The organism is Streptomyces cavernae (assembly GCF_004023625.1).
GTDB lineage: Bacteria > Actinomycetota > Actinomycetes > Streptomycetales > Streptomycetaceae > Streptomyces > Streptomyces cavernae.
Window position 1 is genome coordinate 13,624 of the sequence record NZ_RPDJ01000023.1, and the last position, 15,852, is coordinate 29,475.

General features: G+C 70.0%; 12 protein-coding genes. 2 read left to right on the forward strand and 10 right to left on the reverse strand.

Features of this window, described 5'->3' with window-relative positions; all coding sequences use genetic code 11:
* Nucleotides 1-12 precede the first annotated feature (12 nt).
* Nucleotides 13-234 (forward strand): hypothetical protein, encoded by a 222-nt coding sequence (locus tag EF387_RS29660; protein ID WP_128379711.1) that lies wholly within the window; start codon nucleotides 13-15, stop codon nucleotides 232-234.
* 168 nt (nucleotides 235-402) lie between these two features.
* Here EF387_RS29660 and EF387_RS29665 read toward each other — a convergent pair whose 3' ends face one another.
* From EF387_RS29665 to EF387_RS29710, 10 genes are all read right to left on the reverse strand, one after another.
* Entirely contained in the window at nucleotides 403-1,590 is a 1,188-nt protein-coding gene (locus tag EF387_RS29665) for an ABC transporter permease (protein WP_128379712.1), read from the reverse strand.
* Nucleotides 1,591-1,907: 317 nt separating this feature from the next.
* On the reverse strand, nucleotides 1,908-2,678 hold the full coding sequence (locus EF387_RS29670; protein WP_128379713.1) for an ABC transporter ATP-binding protein: 771 nt from the start codon (nucleotides 2,676-2,678) through the stop codon (nucleotides 1,908-1,910).
* Nucleotides 2,675-4,198 (reverse strand): peptidoglycan-binding protein, encoded by a 1,524-nt coding sequence (locus EF387_RS29675; RefSeq protein ID WP_238431774.1) that lies wholly within the window; start codon nucleotides 4,196-4,198, stop codon nucleotides 2,675-2,677. The genes EF387_RS29670 and EF387_RS29675 overlap by 4 nt, the downstream gene beginning before the upstream one ends.
* 162 nt (nucleotides 4,199-4,360) lie before the next feature.
* On the reverse strand, nucleotides 4,361-5,119 hold the full coding sequence (locus EF387_RS29680) for a hypothetical protein (protein ID WP_238431775.1): 759 nt from the start codon (nucleotides 5,117-5,119) through the stop codon (nucleotides 4,361-4,363).
* A 564-nt stretch (nucleotides 5,120-5,683) separates the two neighbouring features.
* Nucleotides 5,684-6,397: a DUF3152 domain-containing protein gene (locus EF387_RS29685; RefSeq protein WP_338058138.1), complete on the reverse strand. Its 714-nt coding sequence runs from the start codon at nucleotides 6,395-6,397 to the stop codon at nucleotides 5,684-5,686.
* 514 nt (nucleotides 6,398-6,911) lie between these two features.
* Entirely contained in the window at nucleotides 6,912-8,228 is a 1,317-nt protein-coding gene (locus tag EF387_RS29690; protein WP_128379716.1) for a DUF418 domain-containing protein, read from the reverse strand.
* Between the two features lie 150 nt (nucleotides 8,229-8,378).
* The gene (locus EF387_RS29695; protein ID WP_128379717.1) at nucleotides 8,379-9,155 is read right to left on the reverse strand and encodes a calcium-binding protein; all 777 of its coding nucleotides are present in this window, start codon (nucleotides 9,153-9,155) and stop codon (nucleotides 8,379-8,381) included.
* 260 nt (nucleotides 9,156-9,415) lie between these two features.
* Nucleotides 9,416-10,750 (reverse strand): hypothetical protein, encoded by a 1,335-nt coding sequence (locus tag EF387_RS29700; RefSeq protein WP_238431777.1) that lies wholly within the window; start codon nucleotides 10,748-10,750, stop codon nucleotides 9,416-9,418.
* A 69-nt stretch (nucleotides 10,751-10,819) separates the two neighbouring features.
* Nucleotides 10,820-12,022, reverse strand: coding sequence for a CU044_5270 family protein (locus tag EF387_RS29705; protein ID WP_128379718.1), 1,203 nt, complete (start codon nucleotides 12,020-12,022; stop codon nucleotides 10,820-10,822).
* Nucleotides 12,019-12,579 carry an RNA polymerase sigma factor gene (locus tag EF387_RS29710; protein WP_128379719.1) on the reverse strand — a complete coding sequence of 187 codons (561 nt, stop codon included), beginning with the start codon at nucleotides 12,577-12,579 and terminating at the stop codon, nucleotides 12,019-12,021. Before EF387_RS29710 ends, EF387_RS29705 begins: the two co-directional genes overlap by 4 nt.
* 416 nt (nucleotides 12,580-12,995) lie before the next feature.
* Between EF387_RS29710 and EF387_RS29715 the strand changes: the two genes are divergently transcribed.
* Nucleotides 12,996-15,668: an RICIN domain-containing protein gene (locus EF387_RS29715; RefSeq protein WP_128379720.1), complete on the forward strand. Its 2,673-nt coding sequence runs from the start codon at nucleotides 12,996-12,998 to the stop codon at nucleotides 15,666-15,668.
* Nucleotides 15,669-15,852: the final 184 nt, after the last annotated feature.

A 15,852-nucleotide genomic window follows, 5' to 3' on the forward strand; every position in this document is an offset into this window, starting at 1 on the left:
TACGCTCAGCCCATGATCGATACTCCGCAGCATGGGGCCGTGCGTCATTTCTCGCAGGCCAACCCCGCCGGCCCGGGCTGCGACAGCGTTCCGGCCCTCCTGCGGCGGCTGGCCGATTCCATTGAGGCGTTGGGGCCCGTTGAGATCCAGGACGTGGTGATCGAGTCGGAGATGACCGAGCATGGCCCTTGGCGGTCGGGAACCGTTTACTTCCATTTGCCCGAAGACGGGTAGAGGTTGACCGGGTATTAGGAGTGGAGTCGGATCACCGGTGCCGCGGCGGTGGTGGAGAGCGCCGACGTCACGTCGATGTTCTTCGCCGGCCACCCCCTCCTGCAGGAAGCGCCCTCCGCCCCGGAGGCGCTCGTACGCCGCGGGGCCACGGGAGTTCGACGACCGGGCCTAGGAGCGCAGGGCGTCGACGGGTTCCATGCGGGAGGCCCGCAGTGACGGGTAGAGACCCGCCAGGAGTCCGACGAGGGCTCCGGCGACCGGGGCTCCGAAAGCGAGACGGACGTCCAGGACCGGAGTCCAGTCCCTGACGGCGGAGACGGCCACCACGACGACCATGCCCAGGACGGCGCCGATGATGCCGCCGAGGAGTCCGATGGTCGTCGACTCCACCAGGAACTGGCCGGCGATCTGTCGTCGCGAGGCGCCGAGGGCGCGGCGCAGCCCGATCTCCCCGATCCTTTCCATGACCGTCACCAGCGTCACGTTGGCGATACCGATGGCTCCGACCACCAGCGAGACCAGTCCGAGTACCAGGAACAGGCCGTTGACGTCGCCCTGCACTCCCTTGCGTGCCCTGACCGGGTCGGGCGGTGCTGTGACGGCGAGGGCGTTCTCGGCTCCGGGTGCCAGCGCGATCGGTGCCTGGTGGGCAACCTGCTTCGCCGCGCCGAGCGCGGTGTTGATCAGTACCCGGGTCACCATTCCGAGGTCCAGTTGGTCCTCGGCTGTCGTGGGCGGCAGGATCACCGAGGTGGAGAGCTGCTGTTCCCGCTCGACTTCGCCGAGAATCCCGATCACGGTGTAGGCCTGGCCCTTCAGGAAGACCGCGGGGGAGTCCCGTATCGAGCTGATGCCGAGGAGTTGTGCGGCCTGGTCGCCGAGCACCGCCACCCGGTCGTGCCGGGCGATGTTGCCGGCGTCGAAGAAGCGCCCGGCGGTCATCCGGCCGCGTACCGCGGCGGGCAGCGTGGGGGACGCGCCGACAACCGCCATGGTCTGGCCGGTGACGTCCCCGGGGGACACCACGTCGTTCGCACGTACCTGGACGCTCGCGGTGTCATCGGAGTCGGCGAGTGCCGCCACCGAAACGACCCCGGCCAGCCGCCGGACCGCGTCGACACCCGACCAGTCGACGAGCGGGACGGGGTCCTGGGACGGGGGTACCACCACCGTGACCGAGGTGGCGGTGAGGGCGTCGAACCGGCCGACGATCTGATTGCCCGCCGTGGCCGAGACCCCGATGGTGATGACCAGGGTGGTGATGCCCAGAACCGTGCCCAGCGTGGTCAGGGCGGAGCGCACCGGACGGGCGAGTACCCCCGCCAGCGCCTCGGTCCACAGATCCCGCACATCCATCCAGGGACGCTCGATCCCCCTGGCCTTCCCGCGGCGCCGTGCACGTCCCCGGCGAGCGGTGAGCCGTCTGCCGCTGTCCCGGTCGGCGAGCGGTGGATCGGCCGGTTCTGCCTGATCCATCCGTTCCGCCTGATCGGTCGGTTCTGCCGGGTCGGCTGATTTTGCCCGATCCACCGGGGCCGTCGGGTCGGCTGATTCTGCCTGATCCACCGATGCCGCCGGATCCACCGGCTTTGCCTGATCCACCGGGGCCGCCGGATCCGCCGGTTCTGTCTGATCCACCGGAGCCGCCGGATCCAGGGCGCGTGAGCGGGCCCTCATCGGCTCTCCTCCGTGAGCCGTCCGTCGCTGATCCTTACCCGCCTGTCGGCCCGCTTGCTGACCGCCTCTTCGTGGGTGATCACGACCAGGGTCATGCCCTGCTGCGACAGTTGGTCGAAGAGGTCCAGCACCGACTCGGTGTTCTCACTGTCGAGGTTGCCGGTGGGCTCGTCGCAGAGCAGCAGAGCCGGCTCGCTCATCAGCGCTCGGGCGATCGCCACACGCTGCCTTTCACCACCGGAGAGCCTGTCCGGCCGGAAGCCGAACCGGTGCGCCAGGCCCACCCGTTCCAGCGCCTCCTCGGCCCTGGCGCGGCGGCCGGCACGGCCGCGCCCGGGGCGCGGCCGACGGTAGGCCTCGGCCAGCATGACGTTCTCGTCCACCGTCCGGTAGGGCAGCAGATGGAAGGACTGGAAGACGAATCCGATCCGGCTGCCGCGCAGCGAGGTGCGCTCCAGGTCGCCGAGCGTGTTGGTCTCCACCCCGTCGAGCCAGTAGGCACCCGAGGTGGGGCGGTCCAGCAGTCCCAGGGTGTTGAGCAGCGTCGACTTGCCGGAACCGGACGGGCCGACGATCGACAGGTGCTCGCCGCGCCGGACGGTCAGGTTCACGTCCCGCAGGGCATGTACCGGCGGTTCGGAGTCGAAGGTCCGGTCGACGGATACCAGTTGGATGACCGTGTCCGCGTCGGGCACGATGACCGCGTCCGCACGGGGCACGATGACCGTGTCGTCGTCGGGCGGGACGGACGTCGGCAGGCCGGTCATTGCCCGATCACCACTTGATCGCCCGCCTTCAGGGCGTCACCGGACGGCTTGACCTCCACCTGCCCCTCCGCGGAGAGACCCGCCTTGACGGGGACATCCACCACTTTGCCGCCGCGCCGGATCTGCACCTTGGCTTGCCCGTCGGCCGCTGTGTGGAGCGCGGCGATGGGGACCGTCAACACCTCACCGTCCGACGAGCCGACCTTGATGGTCACCTTCGCGGATCCGTCGGCGTTCTTGGTCAACTTCCCCGAGGGGATGGCGATCTGCACCGGTACAGGAGCCGACGAGCCATCGCTCGCGCCATCCGATGTCCCCGATGGGGTTTTACCGTCTGCCGACTCGTTCTTCGGCACATCGTTGCCAAGTGCCACCAGTTCCCCCTGCACCTTCTTGCCGTCGGTGGTCTCCACCTGCGCTGCCATGCCCTTGTGGAGCAACTTGGCATCGTTGGCCTGCACCACGGCCTGCACCACGACCTTGGAGCTGGTCACCGTGCCGATAGGTCCGGACGGGGTGTCACCGACCTTCACCGACACCTTGTCCAACCGGGCCGGCAGTTCCGGCAGGAAGACCACCTCACCTGCGGGGATCTTGGTTCCGTAGCCGGCCCGGAAGGCGGAGAGCGCCGCGTTGGCCGCGTCCAACTGCTGCTGTGCCGCCTTGCGTTCCAGCCTTCCTGCTTCGCCACTGGTGTCGGTGCCGCTGCCGGTCCCCTTCGGTTCGCCAGTGGTGTCGGTGCCGCTGCCGGTCCCCTTCGGTTCGCCAGTGGTGTCGGTGCCGCTGCCGGTCCCCTTCGGTTCGCCAGCGGTGTCGGTGCCGCTGCCGGTCCCCTTCGTTCCGCCGCCCGAGTTCTGGGCCGCGAGGAGACCCTGCTGCGCGGCGGTCACACCCGCTTCGAGCGTTCCCAGCTGCTGCTTGTCCGCGACGCTGGGCTCCTGCGCCTGATAGCCCTTGCTCTTGTACCAGCGGCTGACCGCCGCTGCGGTCCCCTGCCCGTACTGCCCGGTGACCCCACCGGAGTTGAAGCCGAGCCGGTTCAGGGCCCGCTGGAGCTGCTTGACATCGTCTCCGGACGTGCCGGGACCCAGCGTGCGGTACATCGGAACGGATCCACGCAGCACGAGCACCGGTCGGCCGCTCAGCTGCATCAGCACGTCGCCCTCCTTCACCACCGAGCCGGCGACCGGTGCCTTGGTGACTCGCTGGGCGACGGCACCGTCGGCCCCGGAACCCCCGGAGCCGGAATCCGGGGCGCCGACGGCCCCGGCCAGGGCCAGATCCTGCGGTGAGGCGAACTCCACCGAGCCCTGGGCCACCACACTCGCGGTCAGGGACCGCTGCTCGACCGCGACGGTGACCGGTCCGGCCTTCGGTGGCTGACGTGCGGCGGCCGCATCCGCCGGCGACTGCATCTGCGATCCGGCGAACCATCCGCCCACGCCCACGAGGGCCACCACGGTGACGATGATCCCCAGCTGCTTGGGGCGGCTGCTCTCACCTTTCCGGGGTTTTCTCACCCGGCACCTCCGTGGAACGAACCCTTCGGGACCACGCGAGTCCCGTCGGGGTTCACCGTGGCGGGGCCCACGGTGCGGGATTCGGACATGCTCTTCCTTCGATCGCGAGACTGGGCGTTGACCCGGTGCCGGGACGGCTGCTCGGCCGGTTCCGGTGCTGAATCACCCGGCACCGGTGGACCCCGGGGCCTTGAAGAACTTCGGGAAGTAGGCGGCCCGGAAGTCCTTGCCGCACTCCAGGTCCTTCATCGCCAGTTCGATTTCCTTGGTGAGTAGCGGCAGCGCCTCCTCCTTGCTCATGGATTTCGGGGAAGGGGCCCCCGCGGGCTTCCCCCCATCCGCGTCGGGTGCCACCTCACCTTCGCCGGCGGCAGCGGAGTCGGCCGACTGGAACTTCACCTCATCCGCGATGTTGGTCGGTTGTGTGGTCGTGACGGAGATGCCTTCCTTCCTCAGGCACGAGGCGTACGACTGCGCCAGGGCGACCAACTCCGGGTCACCGTTGAGTGCCTGCGCGTTCCTCTGGTTCTCTGATGCCTGTGCTTCGCTCCGCTCCTGGACCGACGTGGAGCCGTAAACCTTCTTGTCGGCCGTTCCCGAGCAACCGGTCCAATCCTTCTCGCCGACCTTCGGGTCCGGGGGACCTCCCAGCGCCTTCTCGTAGGCGGCCTGCTGCGCGGGAGTGAGCGTCTCGCGGTACTTCGCGTTGGCCGAGGGCCCGTTCGCCTCCTTGTTCGACAACTGGGGATCGTTGGGGTAGACCGCCCTCGCCGCGTAGCCGAAGCCGTACTTCTGCCGGAACTTCTTGGTGAGCTCGTAGTCCGCCCCGCTGGTGGTGTAGGTGTCCCTGAAATCCGTGGGGGCTTGGGGGGTGTAGGGGAACCCTTGCTCCTTCATGCAGGCAGCGATCGCGTTCTCCACGAGGTACTCCTTCTTGAGGTCCTCGCTGGCGTCGGCGGGAATGTCGAGTTGTCCCGACGACCCGGACGACCCGGACGACCCGGACGACCCGGACGAACCGGCCGACTGCTTCCCGGCGGAGGCACTTTCGCCGCCCGTCCCGCAAGCCGCCAACACGGGCAACAGGCTCAATGCCACGGCAAGTTTCCGAACAGTGCGGGATCCAGACATTTCATTCCGTCCGATCGAATCGAGAAGGTTGAGGTCCCATGACGAGCCAGGGGGAAGCCACGGAGAACCTTGAAAACTTGAGGCGCTGCCCTGCGCTGCCCACTGCTCACATGGGGAGCAGCCGCGTCGCCGCGTCGCCGCGTCGCCGCGTCGGGCACACGGCACCGTGCGAGTCGCCCGACGGCCTTGACGACCACGGGGTTGGTGCTGAGTTCGAGACTGGCGTTCGCAGTTGATGGCCGTTGGCTCGGATGATGACCAAGCTGTAACACCGGTCTTCCGGCCTGCTGCCAGGGTCGCTCCGACCTGGGCCAGACAGTGGCCCGTTCCTGGTGCGCACCGTCAGCGGGCCCACTACGCGCTCGGCCCGGAGACGAGGTTCCCGCTCTTGTCATAGGGCCAGGCGTTGGCGACGCATCCGCGCAGGCCCTTGATCTGCTGCATCATCACGGGGGCCGGCTGCCCGGGACCCGCGCAGGTCTGGTGCGTGTAGTCCAGGAAGTGCCCCATCTCGTGGTTGATGATCAGCGCCCGGTAGTCATGGATGGGACCGTCGAACGTGGGCGAGCCCTCGACCCAGCGCTTGAGGTTCACCACCACCCCGTTGGGAACCTCGCAGTTGTATTCGCCTTGCGTGTCCTGGCGAATGCCCGCCCAGCACAGGGCGTCCGCCGTTCCCGGTGTCGCGATCTTCACCACGAGGTCGTGGGGCTGCCCCGCGCTCACCAACTGGAACGAGGAGACCCCGTTCCGGGTCCAGCCGCGGGGAGCGGCGAGTATGTCGGCGATCTCGTTCGCCGCTTGGGCCGGCGAGATGTCGAGCCCGGTCTCGACCTGCACCACGTAGCGGAGCAGCTTCTTACCCTGACCGACCTTCGCGCCACTGGCCTGCGCGGTGACGAACGTGCCGGGGCCTGTCGAGGGGACGTCGATCTTGGTGGAGGCCGGCGTCGGGGGCGGCGTCGGGGTGGGCGTCAGTTTGGGTGTGGATGTGGATGTGGGTGTGGATGTGGATGTGGGCTTGGGTGTGGGGGTGGGCTTGGGCGTGGGGGTGGGGGTGATGTGCACAGTGCTCCGCGGGCGCGGCGCAGCGCTTGACGCGTCGCTTCGTCCGCCGTCCAGGAAGTACGCCGCGGAGCCGAGCAGGCCGGCGGCCACCAGCGCGCCGACCAGGTAGGTCCGGCCCCGTCGGCCCTGGAGACTCGAACGCCCCCAGAGAGTCGAACGGGCCCGGCGACTCGAACGGCCCCGGCGGCGGGAGGGCCGGTGGCGGCCACCGCCCGGAGAGGGCGGGCGCGTACGGCCATCGCGGTGGGATGCCGCGGCGCTGCCTGTGGGCGGTGCGGATTCCCGCTCTCGTACCGAATGCATGGCAGTTCAAACTGGTCATTCCAAATGATGGCCATGAGCTCGGACGGTCACGAAAAGATAACGAATGATCTCCCGGTGGTTCTGATGCCACGAGGCCGATCGGCCTGGACCCGGCCCGGGCCTCGCGGGACACCCGCCCGTTTCACGTACAAGGCCGACCTGGCTGCTGGTTGCGACTCGGGCTGACCTCCCCGGGGTGCTTGTCCGAGGCTCATCGGACGGAATTCGCCAGCTTGGTGGCGCCGTTGAGCAGGTACTCCAGCGGTCCGCGGCGGAAGAAGCGAGACCAGATCGCCGCGAACAGGGTGGCCCCGGCGATGAACCAGAGCAGCAGCGCGGCGGAGGCGGATTGCGGCGGAGTGGCGGCTTCGCCGGGCAGGGCGAGGATGACGAGGATGTGGCCCACGTAGAGGGTCAGGGACATGGTGCCGACGGCGATGATCGGAGTTGCCGCCCGGCGCAGCCACGGGAGTCGGTCCATCGCCACCGTCAGGCACAGGAGCACGGTGATCGCGATCCCGATACTGCCGATGAGGTCGAACGTGGAACCGCTGTGCGGCTCGGCTGCCAGCAACCCCCATGCGTCGGGGCCCCACAGATCACCACCGACCGGCATGTCGAAGGATCCCGATGCCATGCCGGGGTCCTTCATGGCACCGGGGTCCTCCATGGCAGGTATCGCGGCCATGATCTTCTGAGCGCCGCCGGACAACCGGAGCGCCAGCCACGAGACGCCGTACCCGAACCCGATCATCGCGGGACCGACCACGGCCAGCCGCCGCTGCACCGCGCCGGAGGTCAGATCCAGCCGGCCCAACGTCATGCCGGTGACCACGAACGTCATCCAGGTGATCGCCGGGTAGAGGCCGGTGAGCAGGAGGTCGAGGACGCCCACGCCGGAGAGCCGCGCGATCGGGTCGTACGAGTCGATGGTGTTCACGATCGACTCGGTGAGCAGTGCCCTGAGGCCGAACGCCACCTGCGGCGTCACGAGGGCGAGCGAGACCGCGATGATCGCGAGCGTCCTGGCCCGCAGCCGCAGCAGGGGCAGGGCCAGCAGGAAGTACAACGCGTAGAAGTTGAGGATTCCGGCGCCGCCGAAGTTGGTCATCGCCAACGCGGTGCCCAGCGCCAGCAGGATCACGGCACGGATCACGATCCGGGCCCGCGCCTGCCGGCCGGCCAGTCCGGTCTTCGGCTCGCGGCGGCCGGCGATCAGCATCAACGAGAACCCGGCGAGGGTGGCGAACAGCGCCGATGCCCGGCCGCTCGCCAGGCCCAGTAACCAGTCGTCAACGCCGCCCCCGGGCGTTGGGAAGGGGCCGACGTGCACGGCGAACATTCCGAACACGGCCAGTGCACGGGCGAGGTCCACCCCGACCAGCCGTGCCATCGGCGCCGGGCGTTCCGTCGCCGTGGCGGACCCGGGTGCGGACCCGGGTGCGGAGTCGGGTGCGGAGTCGGGTGCGAGGTCGGGTGCGGGTACGGGCCGGGGAGGCGCCTTCTTGGCGCTTTCGATCTCAGTCACTTGGACAACGTTGCTGAGGCTGGGCCGGTCGACCATCCGGCGAGCTTCGGAAGGTGCCCCTCCGGTCGGCTGACCGACCCCCGCCGATTGGCGGGGGTCGGTCAGCCTTGGACGAACGGGTCAAGCCGGTGCGTGAATCTCGCCCGGCCGCTACGGCGCCTTCACATCGACGAAGTCGCTCGTGGCCTTGACCGGGGCGGTTGTCGTGGTGCCGGGGAAGAAGTAGCGCCAGTAGCCGTCGGTGGAGGCAGTGACTGTGGTCTTCAGGTTGCCGTAGCTGTTCGTGTAGACCGTCTTGACGGTGCTGAAGGTGCTGGCGCCCGCCTTGCGGAACTGCAGTTTGACCGGCTGGTTGGGGTAGGCCCGGTAGTCGAACGTCTCCCAGTCGGCGCGCGTGAGCCTGCCCGTGACGGTGATCGTCTTGCCTCTGGTGACGGGTTCCGGCGAGGCGTTGACCGACAGGCGGGAGTAGCGCTTGACGTGGACGGTCGTGTACGCGTTGACCGCGATGCCGCCGTTGCCCTCGTCGTAGGCGTCGACGGCCACGTACCACTTGCCCGCGACGGAGTTCCCGGGGAGATCCTGGGGGTCGATGGTCGCCGTGATGGCGCACTTGATCGTGGTGGCGTCGATGTCCGTGCAGGTTCGCCCTGCCTGCAACGAGTAGGCCTCGGGCTCGAAGTAGTCCGAACCGTGCCACAGGACCCAGCGGGCGAATGCCATTCCGTCCGGGTCGGTGACCGTCACGGAGCCCTTGATCGTAACGGTGTTCGTCGTACCGACGGCGATGTCCCTGCCACCGTTGACGTTGACATCGACGATGGTGGTGTCACCGCCCCAGATCTCGTCCGCGTGAGCACCCGCGCCGGTCAGGGTGACGAGAGCCAGTGCGCCGGAGAGTGCGGCGCCCACAGCGAGTTTGCGCATGAAGTCCCCAGGAGAATGAGTCCCGCCGTCACCCCCGCGGCAGGCGCCCCAACAGTGCACGCAGTCTAGGGACGCAAAACCAGATCCGTAAATCTGTGCACATGGGTAACTCCGCACCCGGGAATGCGCAGCCGCCGGCCCGGTTGTCGGCCCGGTTGCCGGCCCGCCTGTGTCCCGCGGCGGACGCCGCGGGCCACAGGCGGGTGTTGCGGTGAGGGACGGGGGCCGGTTCGAGTACGCCTTCCCGGGTGCTCGGACCGTCAGCCGGCCTGGCGCGAAACCACCAGACCGCACGCGCCCGTCGTGCTCTCACAGGCGACGTTTCCCGCGGCCAGTACGGCGCGGGTGCCGGGAACGCCGTCGATTCCGGAGAGTGAACTGCCCACGGTGGCCGTGATCTCCTCCGGAAGTTGCTCCTTCGTCCAGGAGACGCCGTCCCAGCGGGAGAGCACCGCATGGCCGCCGCCCGCGGGCCAGCCCGCGATCCACACGGCTCCGGAGCCGTCCGTGCCCGAGGCGCTCACCTCTTCGACGTCGGGCGCGGGGACCGGCCGCCAGGTGCGGCCGTCCCATCGTGCGGCCAGGAGCCCGTCGGACACCACCGGGTCGTTGGTCTTGCCGAACACATGGACCGTTCCGCGCTTCGTCGTCACGACCTTGTTGGCCACCCAGCCGGCGTCGTACTCGTAAGGGACGGGGATGCTGTCCACCGTCCAGCGCCGGCCGTCGAAGTGGTAGAGCAGGGGCGTCACGGTGCCGTCGGCGTCGGCGTCGGCGGTGACCCACACGTCGTCGGGGCCGGTGCCGGTGATGGCCCAGGGCAGTACCGGGCTGCCGTCCGGTGCCGAAGGAAGGGCCGTCCGCCGCCATGTGCGGCCGTCCCAGTGCTCCAGCTGTCCGGTGTACGCGTTCGTCACCGGGTTCCAGTCCATGGTGGTCAGCCACACGGAGTCCCGGCCCAACGAGGTCAGTTCGACGGGCGTGCGGATCCAGCCCTCGGCGGGTGCCGGACGCTGTACCCGCTTCCATCGGGTGCCGTCCCAGTGCTGGAGCACGATGGGGCTGGCGGCCGCGGGACGCGCGTCGCCGCCGCGGGACCGGTCGGCCGGAGAGTCGGCCGGACGGCCCGCAAGGCGGTCCGCCAGGCGGTCCGGCAGCTTCGCCGAGGAGGCGGAGGGGATCCCCACGTCGGTGTACGTCCCGGCGACCCAGACGTCGTCGGGGCCGGAGGCGGCCACCCTCTCCAATTGCGCGGGCCTGCCCCCGGTCGACGCGAGCTGGACGTCGCTCCACCGCGTGCCGTCCCAGCGCTTGGCCACCGGCTCCACCGAGAAGGCCCTCGTCTTCTGGCCGACCGCCCAAGCGTCGGTCCTGCTCCTCGCGTCGACGTCCCAGAAGTGCATGGAAGCCGCCTCGGAAAGCGGTAACGCGAGCTTCCAGGGCGTCTCCGTCTGCGCCTTCGTCCCGGTCTGTGCCTGGGCCTTCGTCCCGGCCTGTGCCTGGGCGGCCCACGGTGTGAGGGCGAGGACGCAGGCCGCGAGTGCGGTGGCCACGCCGATGCCGCGTGAGCTGGACCCTTGTGCGGGGGTTCTCATCAAGTCGCTCCTTCTGGGGGTGTGTTTTCCGTGACGGGCCCGGGCGGTGCCGGGCCCGCGTGGGGGAGTTCAGCGCCGGGCGTTCTGCGGCACGGTGATCTGCCGCTGCGCCCACTCCATCCGGGTGGTCGCCGAGTAGGACACCGTCGTGCCCGCGTCCAGCCCCGCCTGCCGCGCGGTGGCCGACGGTTCGGCCAGGACGGTGAGCTCGGCCAGCAGAGCGCCGGTGGACGCGTCCACGACCAGCCGCTCCTCCACGCTCCCCAGCGGGGTCTCCGGGTTGTCGGGAAGCGTGATGCCGATGCCCTCGCGGCCCAGCGGGTCGGTGACGGAGCCCTGGACCCGGATGCCCGGCAAGTCCGCGAGCAGGCGGTACGCGGCGGCCCGGGTGCCGGGCTTCACCGGCATGGTGATGAGGTTGGCCGCCTGGCGCAGCATCCAGGTCGTACGGTCGCCGCTGTTCTCGGCACCGCGGTCCCGCTCGTACAGCCGCTCGAACTGTCGGCGCAACCCCGCGCTTTCGGTGGGCAGTTGCCGCAGATCCTGGTACGAGACGTTGTCCGGGCCGAGGGCGTAGATCTTGTTGTCGTGGTCGGTGCGCATGACCATGGGCCGCCTGGTTCCGATTGTGAGCCCGACCCTCATCCCACCGTCGGCCCCTGCCGGGCTCACCACTTGCCGCGGTGAACCGGCGTCCCGCCAGCGTTCCTCGTCCGCCGCCGTGCGGGGCTCGGTCACGGCGTCCAGACCGTTGACCATCAGGCTCTGGCTTCCCGGGCGCACCCCCACCGACCACTCCTGCTTCTCGGTGGTCCGCACCGTGAAGCGCCGTCCCGGCTCACCGACGACATCCACGTTCTCCGCCCGCGTGGTCACCTGCCAGTACGTTCCCTCGGCAGCCGCCGCCTCCGCCGCCTTCGCCGCGCCGAGCAGCTCCATACGGCCGTCCAGCCCCGTCGCGGTGGCCGACGGCGGGCGGGTGCCCGGCTGCGCGCTCGTGGTTCCGCGCGATTCCTGCTGGACGACGGTGCCCATGACGATCGCGGACGCCGCCACGGTCGCGACGGCCCCGAGCGGCAGGAGCCGGGGACGCAGCCATGCCAGGGGGCCTCCGGTGGGCCCCTCCTGCATGGCGGCCGTGATCCGGGCCAGGTCCTCGCGCTGCCGACGGGAGCCCGCCAACAGGGACGGGTCCAGCTCGGCGGGCCGGGCGTCCGCGAGCGCCTTCATGACGTCGCGCCGCCGCGCGGACCCTTCGTACGTCTTCCTCATGCGAGTGCTCCTTCGCGGTCGGTGCGGCCGTCAGTGCGGCGCACTGACGGTGCGGGGGGTGCGGACACGGCCTCCATGGCCCGTTCCAGCCGACGACGGGCCCGGTGCAGCCGGACGGTCAGGGTCGCGGTGGTGCATCCCAGGACGTGTGCGGCCTGCGTGCGGCTCAACCCGTGCCAGGCGATCAGGGTCAGCAGTTCCCGGTCGGCGCCGGACAGGCTCGCCAGGGCCTGGAGCGCCGCCTCTCTGTCGGTCACGCCCGTGGCCACGTCCTGCGCCTCGGTCCGGGCGCCGGTACTGATGCGCTGGGCCTCCTCGGCGGCGAGGGCGTACTGGTGGCTGTCCCGGCGACGCAACTCCCGCACGAGGTTGCGGGCCACGCCCAGGAGCCAGGGCAACGCGGGTTGCGGAACGTCGTACATCCGCCGCCACGCGACCGTGAAGGTCTCGCTGGTGATGTCCTCACCGACCTGCCGTCCCACCTGGCTCGTGGCGTAGGCGAGTACACGCGGATAGCACTCCTCGTAGACGTCCCGGAAGCGTTGGACTTGAGTCACGCGCCGTCTCCTCGTATCGGGCTCTGTCACTGAGGAATGCGCGTGACGGCCGGGTTATTACAGGCCGGGCGGAATCCCTGTCACCGAGACGACATCGCGCCGCCCTCGGTCGCCTCGTCACGGAGGTAAGACGTCCCGGACGCGCAGCCGCACACCTGACTTGACCTGCCGCCCGTCGGCCGTCGCGTTCACCGCCTGCCCACGGTGTCCTCGGCCGCCTCCGGCACGGCGTGAACCTGCGTCACCGTCCCAAGGCGCCCGGAGGGGACACCTGTTCATGACCTGCCCGTCAGAAATTTCCCGGCTCGAGGCAACCCTTTGCGGAGCCTGTGACCACAAGGAGTCGGATTCCGGCCAACTCGCTGGCCGGATCCGCCCTTCCTCAGGTGAACGGCATGCAAGGAGAACCCCTCCCCATGAAGAACCCCACGAACGGCGGGCGCCGCGGGCGTCACCGCCGTCGCTGGACCGCCACCGCTCTGCTGCTCGGCGTGCCCCTCGCCGTCGTCCCGTACCTCCTGTTCGCGCAGGAGGACTCCCAGGCCGCGACGGTCGACGGCGATGCCTACTACAGGCTGGTTTCCGTGCGCAGCGGCAAGGTGATGGACGTCAACGGCTTCTCCACCGCCGACGGCACCCGTATCCAGCAGTGGACCGACCAGAACACCGCCAACCAGCAGTGGAAGCTGAGATCCACCGGGGACGGCTATTACGAGCTGGTGAACCGCAACAGCGGCAAACTGCTGGGCATAGCGGGCGACTCGACCGCCCGGGCGGCCGCCGCCGAGCAGCAGACCGACAGCTCCGCCACCTCCCAGGAGTGGCGGATCGACGATGTGAGCGGTGCCGACGCCGTCACCTTCACCTCTCGCAGGAGCGGCCAGGTCCTGGACGTCTCCGGAGGCTCCACGGCCCAGGGCGCCGCAGTCATCCAGTATCCGAGCCACGGCGGCACCAACCAGCAGTGGAAGCTGGTGAAGACGGCCGAGACCCAGTCGTCCGGGACCGGCAGCACGCAGTCCGGGACCGGCAGCGCGCAGACCACGGCCGCGGCCGGACCGTATGTGTGGAAGAACGCCCAGGTGGTGGGCGGCGGTTACGTCACCGGGCTGGTGTTCAACCAGCGGGAGAAGGGGCTGCTGTACGCGCGCACCGACATGGGCGGCGCCTACCGCTGGGACACCGCGGCCGAGCAGTGGATCCCGCTGACCGACTGGGCCGGCGAGCAGGACTGGAACCTGCTGGGCATCGACTCGGTGGCCACCGACCCCGTCGACCCCAATCGGCTCTACCTCGGGGCAGGCACCTACACCAACGAGTGGGCGGGCAACGGCGCGATCCTGCGCTCCACCGACCGGGGCCGCACCTTCCAGCGCACCAACCTGCCCTTCAAGCTGGGCGCCAATGAGCCCGGCCGCGGCGCGGGCGAACGACTCGCGATCAACCCCGCCGACAACGGCACCCTGCTGCTGGGCACCCGCAAGAACGGCCTGTGGCGCAGCACCGACCACGGCGCGACCTGGAACCAGGTCTCCTCGTTCCCGGTCAAGGACGGGGCGAGCAGCGGCGCGGGCATCTCCTTCGTGACCTACGGTCCCTCCGACGGCAAGACGGTCTACGTCGGCGTCAACGACAAGTCCACCTCCCTGTACCGCTCCACCGACGGCGGCGGCACCTGGCAGGCCGTCTCCGGGCAGCCCACCGGCCAGATGCCGCAGCACGGCGTGGTCTCCGGCGACGGCTCGCTGTTCCTGACGTACAGCAACAGCATCGGACCCATGGACGCGACGGCGGGCTCGGTGTGGAAGTACACGCCGGCCGGCGGGGCGTGGAAGAACGTCTCCCCGTCCCAGGGCGGCTACGGGTTCTCCGGTCTGGCCGTCGATCCGCAGAAGCCGTCCACGGTGATGGTCACCACCCTCGACCGCTGGTGGCCCGAGGACGAGATCTACCGGACCACCGACGGCGGTACGACCTGGAAGGCACTGGCCGACAAGTCAGTGCGGGACGCCTCCGCCGCTCCTTACATCGGCACCCACACCGGGCACTGGATGACCGCCCTGGCCATCGACCCCTTCGACTCCGGGCATGTGCTGTACGGCACCGGCAACGGCATCTGGCGCAGCAAGGACGCCAACGCCACCGACAGCGGTGGCACCAGCCACTGGACCGTGGGGGCCCGAGGGCTGGAGGAGACCGCGCTGCTGGACGCCATCGCCCCGCCCGGTGGCGCCAGCGTCGTCACCGCCATGGGCGACCAGGGCGGTTTCCGCCACGACTCCCTGACCGAGGTGCCCGCCGGGCGGCTGAAGAACCCGATGATGACCAACAGCACCGACATCGACTTCGCCCAGTCCAACCCCTCGATGATGGTCCGGGTCGGCCATGGCGGCGATCAGGACGGCGCCTACTCCACCGACGGCGGCAGCACCTGGAACGGCTTCACGGCAGAGCCGGTTGCCGGCGCCCAGGACGGCCATGTCGCGCTCTCGGCGGACGGCTCCACCATCGTCTGGACCGAGGCCGGTCAGGCCCCGTACCGCTCGACCGACAAGGGGGCGAGCTGGTCCAAGGTCAGCGGCCTGGGCACCGACGCCGTGGTCGTCGCCGACCGCTCCTCGGCCGGGACCTTCTACTCCCTGTCCGGCGGCACGCTCTACGCCGGCACCGACGGCGGCGCCACCTTCACCGCCCGCGCCACCAACCTGCCCTCCGGCCGGCTCACGGCCGTCCCCGGAATCGCCGGGGACCTGTGGATCGCCGGCGGTGGCAAGGGGCTGCTGCACTCCACGGACGGCGGCCGCACCTTCACCACGCTCGCCACGGTGCAGTCCGCCTCCGCCCTCGGCTTCGGCAAGGCCGCCTCGGGTGCCTCCTACCAGGCCCTGTACCTGATCGGCACCATCAAGGACGTCACCGGAGTCTTCCGCTCCACCGACAAGGGCGCCACGTGGGTCCGCGTCAACGACGACGCCCACCAGTGGGGCAGCATCGGCGGCAGCGGCGTCATCACCGGCGACCCCGACACGTTCGGCCGGGTCTACGTCGGCACCAACGGACGCGGTCTCCAGTACGGCGACCCGTCCTGACCCCAACGCCCGAGCGGGGCCGCAGGCACCACGGCCTGCGGCCCCGCCATGGCTGATCCCCGCCATGCCTGATGGACTCGCGGAGGCGTGTGCCGCGCCGGTTCACCGGCGGCGGCCGGCACCAGGCGGCCGAAGAGCCGCGCGGGCAGCGCGAGTGGGTACCGGCCGGTGGTCATGAGCCTGG